7 protein-coding genes are annotated in these 7,671 nt (G+C 39.3%); 4 read left to right on the top strand and 3 right to left on the bottom strand.

Annotation, left to right across the window (positions count from 1 at the left end; translation table 11 throughout):
• Positions 1–191: 191 nt before the first annotated feature.
• Both FH144_RS11915 and FH144_RS11910 read right to left on the bottom strand, forming a co-directional pair.
• A complete protein-coding gene (locus FH144_RS11915) occupies positions 192–1,724 on the bottom strand; it encodes a bifunctional metallophosphatase/5'-nucleotidase (protein WP_019467662.1) in 1,533 nt (510 codons plus the stop codon).
• 23 nt (positions 1,725–1,747) lie between these two features.
• Positions 1,748–3,313, bottom strand: coding sequence for a hypothetical protein (locus tag FH144_RS11910; protein WP_011303199.1), 1,566 nt, complete (start codon positions 3,311–3,313; stop codon positions 1,748–1,750).
• A 254-nt stretch (positions 3,314–3,567) separates the two neighbouring features.
• On the opposite strand from FH144_RS11910, the gene FH144_RS11905 reads away from it, so the two are divergent.
• From FH144_RS11905 to phnE (FH144_RS11890), 4 genes are all read left to right on the top strand, one after another.
• Positions 3,568–4,524 (top strand): phosphate/phosphite/phosphonate ABC transporter substrate-binding protein, encoded by a 957-nt coding sequence (locus tag FH144_RS11905; protein WP_011303198.1) that lies wholly within the window; start codon positions 3,568–3,570, stop codon positions 4,522–4,524.
• 133 nt (positions 4,525–4,657) lie between these two features.
• Entirely contained in the window at positions 4,658–5,431 is a 774-nt protein-coding gene (phnC, locus tag FH144_RS11900; protein WP_026034723.1) for a phosphonate ABC transporter ATP-binding protein, read from the top strand.
• 1 nt (position 5,432) lies between these two features.
• A complete protein-coding gene (gene phnE / locus FH144_RS11895; RefSeq protein ID WP_011303196.1) occupies positions 5,433–6,227 on the top strand; it encodes a phosphonate ABC transporter, permease protein PhnE in 795 nt (264 codons plus the stop codon).
• Positions 6,224–7,039: a phosphonate ABC transporter, permease protein PhnE gene (phnE, locus tag FH144_RS11890; protein WP_011303195.1), complete on the top strand. Its 816-nt coding sequence runs from the start codon at positions 6,224–6,226 to the stop codon at positions 7,037–7,039. The genes phnE (FH144_RS11895) and phnE (FH144_RS11890) overlap by 4 nt, the downstream gene beginning before the upstream one ends.
• Positions 7,040–7,101: 62 nt before the next feature.
• Here the strand turns inward: phnE (FH144_RS11890) and FH144_RS11885 are convergent.
• Positions 7,102–7,671: IS30 family transposase (locus FH144_RS11885; RefSeq protein ID WP_242316052.1), on the bottom strand; the 570-nt coding region annotated here is incomplete at its 5' end.

Raw genomic sequence — 7,671 nt, 5'->3', positions numbered from 1 at the left:
CTCACAAGTACCGCATGTCGATAAAAGTGTGAATGAACTTTCATACAAACTCTTAGAAGAAAAATACAACTATGCAAAAGCAGTGAAAGAATTAGTCGACAGTTTATCAGAAGCAGCATAAAAATTTTGATATAAGAATGAAACACAGCCTCCGTATTGAATGCGGGGGCTGTGTTTGTCTTTAATGTAATCTATACTTCAACTTTGAAATCTGTCACATTCGGAATATCCAATTCAGGATGTGCTTGCAAGTAATCAATAATCAGCTGTGCACCTTCAGTCGGAATCGATTTGATGATTTTATCTTCACTGAACATTGGATAGTTGCCGCCGCCGACAGCACGGTAATTATTCAGTACGACTTCATAAGTTTGATGCATAGCAATCGGCTGTCCTTGATGGGTCAAACGTGTAATACGTTCGCCTTTAGGATTGCCTGCTTTGATAGTATAGGCAATACCTGACCAAATATCATAATTGTAATGCTGAGGCTTGGGTTCAACATATTCAGGGTTCACAATGACTTCTTGGTCTTGTACTTCAAAGTATTCAGCTGTTTGTTCCAAAGCATCTTTAATATCTTGTCCGCTGAGTTTCAGTACATTGAATGTATTAGGGAACGGATAGTTGTTTAAGACATCCCGCATTGTGACTTCGCCTTTAAAGCCGCGTGATAAATCAAATAAGGCAGATGCCGCAATCGGAGCATTGCTTGCTTCCATTAAGATGTAATTCAAGAAGTTAAGGTATGGATGCGGTGCAGTGCGTGCTTTAAATTGATCTTCAACGACCATATCTTCAGATAATAAAGTGATTGGGGCATCTAGCCATTGTTCAATATAATCGCTGAATTGCTGAAGCTCATCTGTCAGTACAGCTTTATCAGGATTATCATCAGTTAAAAGCTGTGCAGTCGCATGATGCACACCTTGATCATGGTAGTCTAAGACAATTTTGCCGACAGTATTGCCTTTAGAACCAGGCTGGATGACTGGGACACCGTGAATGACTTGTGCGATTTCACGATGCTGGTGGCCGGTGATTAAGAGGTCGATGTCGGTGTGGAAGCGGTCGAGTAATGCATAACCTTCATTTTCTCCAGTTAAGGCTTCCGTAGGCGCACCGCTTTCTAAATCTCTTTCAAACCCGCCGTGGTAACATACTGCTACAATATCAGATTTGGCTCTGACTTCAGGCAGCCACTGTGCCAATGTGCTTTCAGCACTTTCAAATGTCAGACCTTCAATGTATTCTGCTTTCTCCCAATGCGGGATATATTGTGTAGTTAAACCAATCACGCCAATCGTTAATCCCTCTCTTTGTAAATACGTGACACCATGACCAGTGAAGGGTTCGCCGTTTTCTAAAATGTTCGCAGATAAGACTGGATAATCTAAATCTGCTAGTGTGTCTTTGAGATAATTTAAGCCGAAATTAAACTCATGATTTCCGATTACACCTAAGTCAAAAACGAATTGATTATAAATCGCCGCCAGCTGTTCTGCAGATTCTCTTTCTTTCGCAAGATAATGTCCGATAGGCGATCCTTGAAGAAAGTCGCCATTATCTATACGAATCGTGTTTTTGTACTGTGCACTATCTTCTTCTATGATGGCTTTGGTATGCAAGAGCCCCATCGGTAATCGTTGTGTCTTGTCTTGATAGTCAGTTGGAAAGAGATAGCCGTGTACATCGCTGACGATATAGAATGCAAGTTGTGTCAATGTAAAATCCCCCTATGTGCGTATCAGTTAATCGTTATAGATTGTGTTTTCAGGTTATGCGAACCTTGTTTTAAACGCAAGTGTGCAGACCCTGAAGCATCAGATATTGTTTGACCTTTCAAGGACAGTGTCGCATTGCCGTCACTGTCTGTTTGAACAGATTGTGCTGCACTATACCCTGGTGATGATTGTGTGCCGAATGTCGCAAGCTGGCGTCCGCCATCTGCATAAATACCGGCACGCAAATCGTTTAAAGTTTGGTTGGCAGGCTGACCTTTAAATTGGATTTTGATAGTAAATGTTTGTCCTGCTTGAAGTTGTTCAGGCACATCGAATGCAATGCCATTCGTATTGATAGATGTACTGCTTGTATCCTCATCTGGTGATGAAGGCTGCTCTTCTTTTGGAGTTTCAGATTGTGAGCCTCCATAGCTGCCAGCCGCAAAAGTTGATGGATCGTACCATTTATAGCCTGCTTTAGGTTCTGACCAAGGTTCTTTTTGCGGTTCTGTTGATTGCTTTGGCTGTTCGAAATCTTTCAATGGTGTGGCTTGGTCTTTTGAAACACCGAGCGCTGTTATCGTTTCGGCATCTTCTTGTTTGCCGAGCCATGTTGTTAAGTTAGAGAGCAATTGCTGATTATCTGCTTCTTTAAAGCCGTCATAAGTTTTCTTTGTATCTCCGCTGTCTTCTCGTTTATATTTAGGTGTACTGTCTTCAACTAAAGATGAATCGCCGATGAATGCCGCTTTGCCTTTGCCGACTTTAGACACCGCGACATAAGGTCCTTCAGCTTTACCGCCTCCGGCATAGACACCTTGATCTACCGCATGCGACCATTTTTGTTCTGAAGATAAACCTTCAGGTGTATAAATAATGCCTTTTGCTTTATCAGGGTCAGTAATGGCTAACGTTGAACCTGCATGCATAGACACACTGTTGACATTATCTGTGATGCCCATCGCATCTTTGCCTGTTACCATATTTTTCGTTGTAAGATTATTTAAACCATTGTATCTAAAGCGTACACCAAAGTTTTCAGCTAACCAATCAGAACTGTTTACGCCTTGCATAGCCTCTGACTGCTTTTCATCTTGCGACATATCTTTGGTCATATCGTTGTATGCACCGCGGCGATAGCCGTTCATGGCTTCAGATGAATCAATTCGGTTCAAGTTGCGGTCTGCGTTGTAGTGATCAGAAATGAAAATAATACTGCCGCCTTGTTTTGCAAAATCAACCATAGCTTGTTGTTCAGAAGATTTGAAAGGTGTATTCGCTTCAGGAATGACTAGAATCTTTGTGTCTTTTAACTTTTCAGGCGTGATACTTGCCTGTCCGCGTAATTCTTTCACTTGATAACCTTGCTTTGCGATTTGGTTGGCATAATCAGAAAAGCCGCCGTCTAAGACCCAATCTGCCGCACCTGCGGTTTGGGCATGTGAATTATCCATAAGTACTTTGCCTTTTTCAGCTTCTCCGATAGTCGGTGCATCAGTGGTACTTTGTGCGTATGTATCAGGTGATGCACTGAGTAGTGTAGATGCGATCAAAACAGAACTTGCGACGTAACGATGGATTACTTTCAATTGAATGTTCCTCCTAAAATGGTTATGTATTTATTTTTATTTACTTGTCCTTTCATTATATTCGTAATTCTAGAAAGTTACATTCGATAAATTTAAGATTTACGATAACTTAACTAAAGTTTCAAATAATTTAAAGATAATCAACATTGCATAAATTATTTACTCAATCTACACAAATATTGTGTTGTTTTTTACTTTAATTCACTCATATAATAAATGTGTAACACATCGCAATACATATGGAGGAATGTTGAATGAGAAAGAAACATGCGTTAAAGTCACTCTTCGCTTTAATGATGGCAGTTATTTTATTCGTATCCGCTTGCGGCAACGGCAGTTCTTTAGACAATAAGAAAGAAAGTGATAAAGAGGGAGGCAGCGGGGATTACAAACCTAAAGAATTAACAGTTCAATTTGTCCCTTCTCAAAACGCAGATAAGTTGGAAGCGAAAGCAAAACCGTTAGAAAAATTATTATCTAAAGAGTTAGATATCCCAGTGAAAGTTTCAGTTTCAACGAACTACAACACAATTGTTGAAGCGATGAAATCTAAAAAAGTAGATGTTGGTTTCTTACCTCCGACAGCTTATACATTAGCGCACGATCAAAAAGCGGCGGATGTATTGCTTCAAGCACAACGTTTCGGAGTGAATAAGGACGGTTCAGATTCAAAAGAACTTACAAAGGACTATAAATCAGAAATTCTTGTTAAAAAAGATTCAGGTATTAAAAGTGTTAAAGATTTAAAAGGCAAAAAAATCGCGCTGCAAGATGTGACTTCAACTGCAGGGTATACTTTCCCGCTTGTTGAATTAGACAAAGAAGGCGTAAATGTCTTAAAAGACATGAAAGTTGTGAACATGAAAGGTCATGACCAAGCAGTCATTTCATTAATGAACGGCGATGTAGATGCGGCAGCTGTATTCAACGATGCACGTAAAATCGTGAAAAAAGACGAACCTAAAGTCTTTGATGAAACTAAAATTTTAAAATTAACTAAACCGATTCCAAACGACACAATCTCAGTGCGCAGCGATATGGATTCAAAATTCCGCGACAAACTGAAAAAAGCCTTTAAAGATATTGCGAAAACAAAAGAGGGACACAAAGTCATCAGTGAAGTTTACTCTCATGAAAACTACGTAGACAGCAAAGATGAAAACTTCGATATCGTTAGAGAATACGATAAAAAAGTCAAAGAAATGAAGTAAGCACAAAGCAAACAGATGTTCTCCATCACACCATTTTAATGAGCGTATTTCAACGCAGTGAGGCTTGCAAGAGCACATTGAGTCCGTTGAATACGCTCGCTTTGTATTAAAGCGAGAAGGAAAGGAAATGAGTATGAGTCAAATTGAATTTAAAGATGTACGCAAAGTTTATAGTAACGGTCATGTCGGTTTAGACCGTATTAATTTAAATATTGAAAAGGGTGATTTCGCAGTCATTGTCGGCTTGTCAGGTTCAGGAAAATCGACATTACTGCGTTCTATCAATCGGCTGCATGATATTACAGAAGGGGAAATTCTGATTGACGGCAAATCGATGACTAAAGCCAGCGGCAATCAACTGCTTGAAATGCGCAGAAATATCGGTATGATTTTCCAAAATTTCAACTTAGTCAAACGTTCTTCGGTGATGCGTAATGTACTCAGCGGACGTGTCGGCTATCATCCGACTTGGAAAATGATTCTCGGTCTATTTCCGAAGGAAGACAAAATCAAAGCATTAGAAGCTTTAGACCGCGTCAATATTTTAGATAAGTATAAATCACGTTCTGATGAATTATCCGGCGGTCAGCAACAGCGTATTTCTATTGCAAGAGCTTTATGCCAAGAACCTGCGATTATTTTAGCAGATGAGCCTGTTGCTTCATTAGATCCCTTAACAACTAAACAAGTGATGGATGATTTGAAGCGTATTAATCAAGAATTAGGTATCACAATTATTATCAACTTGCACTTTGTAGATTTAGCACGTGAATACGGCACACGTATTATTGGTTTGCGCGATGGTCAATTGGTCTTTGATGGCCCTGTTGAGCGTGCAACAGATGAAGCCTTTAATGAAATTTACGGCCGTTCTATTCAAGACGAAGAGAAGTTAGGAGTGAATTAGCATGGATCATGCGAAAGATTATGCGTCGATGTTAAATAACAAGAAATCGTTTAAGACGACTTTCAGTGCAGTCCTTGTACTTTTCTTAGTAATATGGAGTTTGACTTATACGGGATTTAGTATCGGTGATTTATTATACGGCTTGCCTCAAATCGGTGTCTTATTTACAGATATGTTTCCGCCGGATTTAAGTTATTTATCTCAGATATTGAATCCAATGTTAGATACGATTCGTATGGCAATCGTAGGTACATTTATCGGTTCTATTATTGCAGTACCCATTGCATTATTATGTGCCAAGAATATCTCACGTACGAAATGGATAGCAATGCCGGCACGTTTCGTGCTGAACATTGTGCGTACGATACCGGATTTATTACTTGCGGCTATTTTCGTTGCGGTTTTTGGGATTGGCCAAATTCCAGGGGTGCTCGCGGTAATTGTATTAACTATCAGTATCGTCGCAAAGTTATTATATGAAGTTTTAGAAGCGATTGATCCAGGCCCTTTAGAAGCCATGACGGCAGTAGGGGCGAATAAAACCAAATGGATTTTGTTCGGTGTCGTTCCGCAGGCACTCGCTTCTTATGTGTCTTATGTATTATTCGCCTTTGAAATTAATATTCGTGCAGCTGCGGTACTTGGTTTAGTCGGTGCCGGCGGTATCGGTCTCTTTTATGACCAAACACTCGGCCTGTTCCAATACGATAAAACAGCAGTGATTATCTTATTTACACTATTGATTGTAGTCATTATTGACTTCATCAGTTCGAAAGTGAGGGAGCAACTCACATGACGACAATGAGTAAAACAGAGTTATTGAACAACTACAGCAATAAGCAGAAGAAAATCAAATATACCTTAACAGCACTAGTGGTTGCGGCACTTTTGATTTGGGCTTTTGCCGGTATGCCTGCTTTAGAAATCAAAGACAAATCCCGTCAAATTCTCGGTTCGATATTACAAGGACTAACTCATCCGGATTGGGGCTTTGTCTATCAAAAAGGCGGAGAAGACTTGCTTCATGGTTTGTTAGAAACCTTTGCGATTGCAGTAGTCGGAACAATATTAGCTGCGATTATCTGTATTCCTTTAGCGTTCTTAGGCGCAAAGAATATTGTCAAACTCCGCCCAGTCACAGGCACAAGCAAATTTATCTTAAGTATTATCAGAGTCTTTCCTGAAATCGTAATGGCTTTAATCTTTATCAAAGCAGTAGGACCAGGATCATTTTCAGGCGTGTTGGCACTCGGTATTCATTCAGTAGGGATGCTTGGAAAACTCTTCGCAGAGGATATTGAAAATATCGATTTAAGTGCAACCGAATCGCTTAAAGCATGCGGCGCAAATAAAATTAAAACATTAGTATTTGCGGTCATCCCGCAAATCTTGCCGACTTTCATGTCATTAATTCTTTACCGTTTTGAGTTGAACTTGCGTTCGGCGTCCATCTTAGGCTTAATCGGTGCAGGAGGTATCGGTACACCATTAATCTTTGCCTTGCAGACACGTTCATGGGATCGTGTCGGAATTATATTAATCGGCTTAGTAATTATGGTCGGTATCGTGGATTACATCTCTGGCAAGATTAGAGAGAAAATTGTATGATTAGAACAATAAATAACCATGGAATAACGATGTGATTCCATGGTTATTTATATCTTCAATTGTCAAATTAAGTGCAACACCTTATCATTGAAAAGCTCTGCTGGTGTTTTCCAATCAAATCGTTTACGAGGACGTGTATTCAACTTATAAACATAGTGTTCTATTTGTTCTTCTGTAATGTTATCAATATCAATACCTTTGGCTATATATTCTCTAATCAATCCATTTGTATTTTCATTAGTTCCACGTTGCCAAGGGGAATGAGGATCAGGAAAATAAAATGGAATGTTATCTAACTCTGACGTAATTTCTGGATGTTTAGAAAACTCTTTACCTCTATCTGGTGTAATAGATAATCGTTTATTGTTTGGTAAGGTGCCAAGTAAATCTACGATTTTCTGTTTCACAAACTCAGATTTCTTTTTAGGTACTTTACCACAAAGTAAATAGCCGGTTTTACGATCTACTAATGTAACAAGACAAGATTTTCCAGTTTTTCCCATAACAGTATCGGCTTCCCAATCTCCGATTCGTTCTCTATCATTAATGATTTGAGGTCGATCATGTATTGAATAACTTATTCTAATTCTACCTCTATTTTCTTGATGACTTTTAGTGTGTCTAGTCTTACC

The organism is Staphylococcus sp. acrmy, from assembly GCF_022690565.1.
In the GTDB taxonomy this organism is placed as follows: domain Bacteria; phylum Bacillota; class Bacilli; order Staphylococcales; family Staphylococcaceae; genus Staphylococcus; species Staphylococcus caledonicus.
This window is presented reverse-complemented; position numbering and strand designations above follow the sequence as displayed.

Coding starts and splice junctions, on each gene's coding strand:
- FH144_RS11905 (WP_011303198.1), top strand. CDS start 3,568: ATGAGAAAGAAACATGCGTTAAAGTCACTCTTCGCTTTAATGATGGCA.
- phnE (WP_011303196.1), top strand. CDS start 5,433: ATGGATCATGCGAAAGATTATGCGTCGATGTTAAATAACAAGAAATCG.
- phnE (WP_011303195.1), top strand. CDS start 6,224: ATGACGACAATGAGTAAAACAGAGTTATTGAACAACTACAGCAATAAG.
- phnC (WP_026034723.1), top strand. CDS start 4,658: ATGAGTCAAATTGAATTTAAAGATGTACGCAAAGTTTATAGTAACGGT.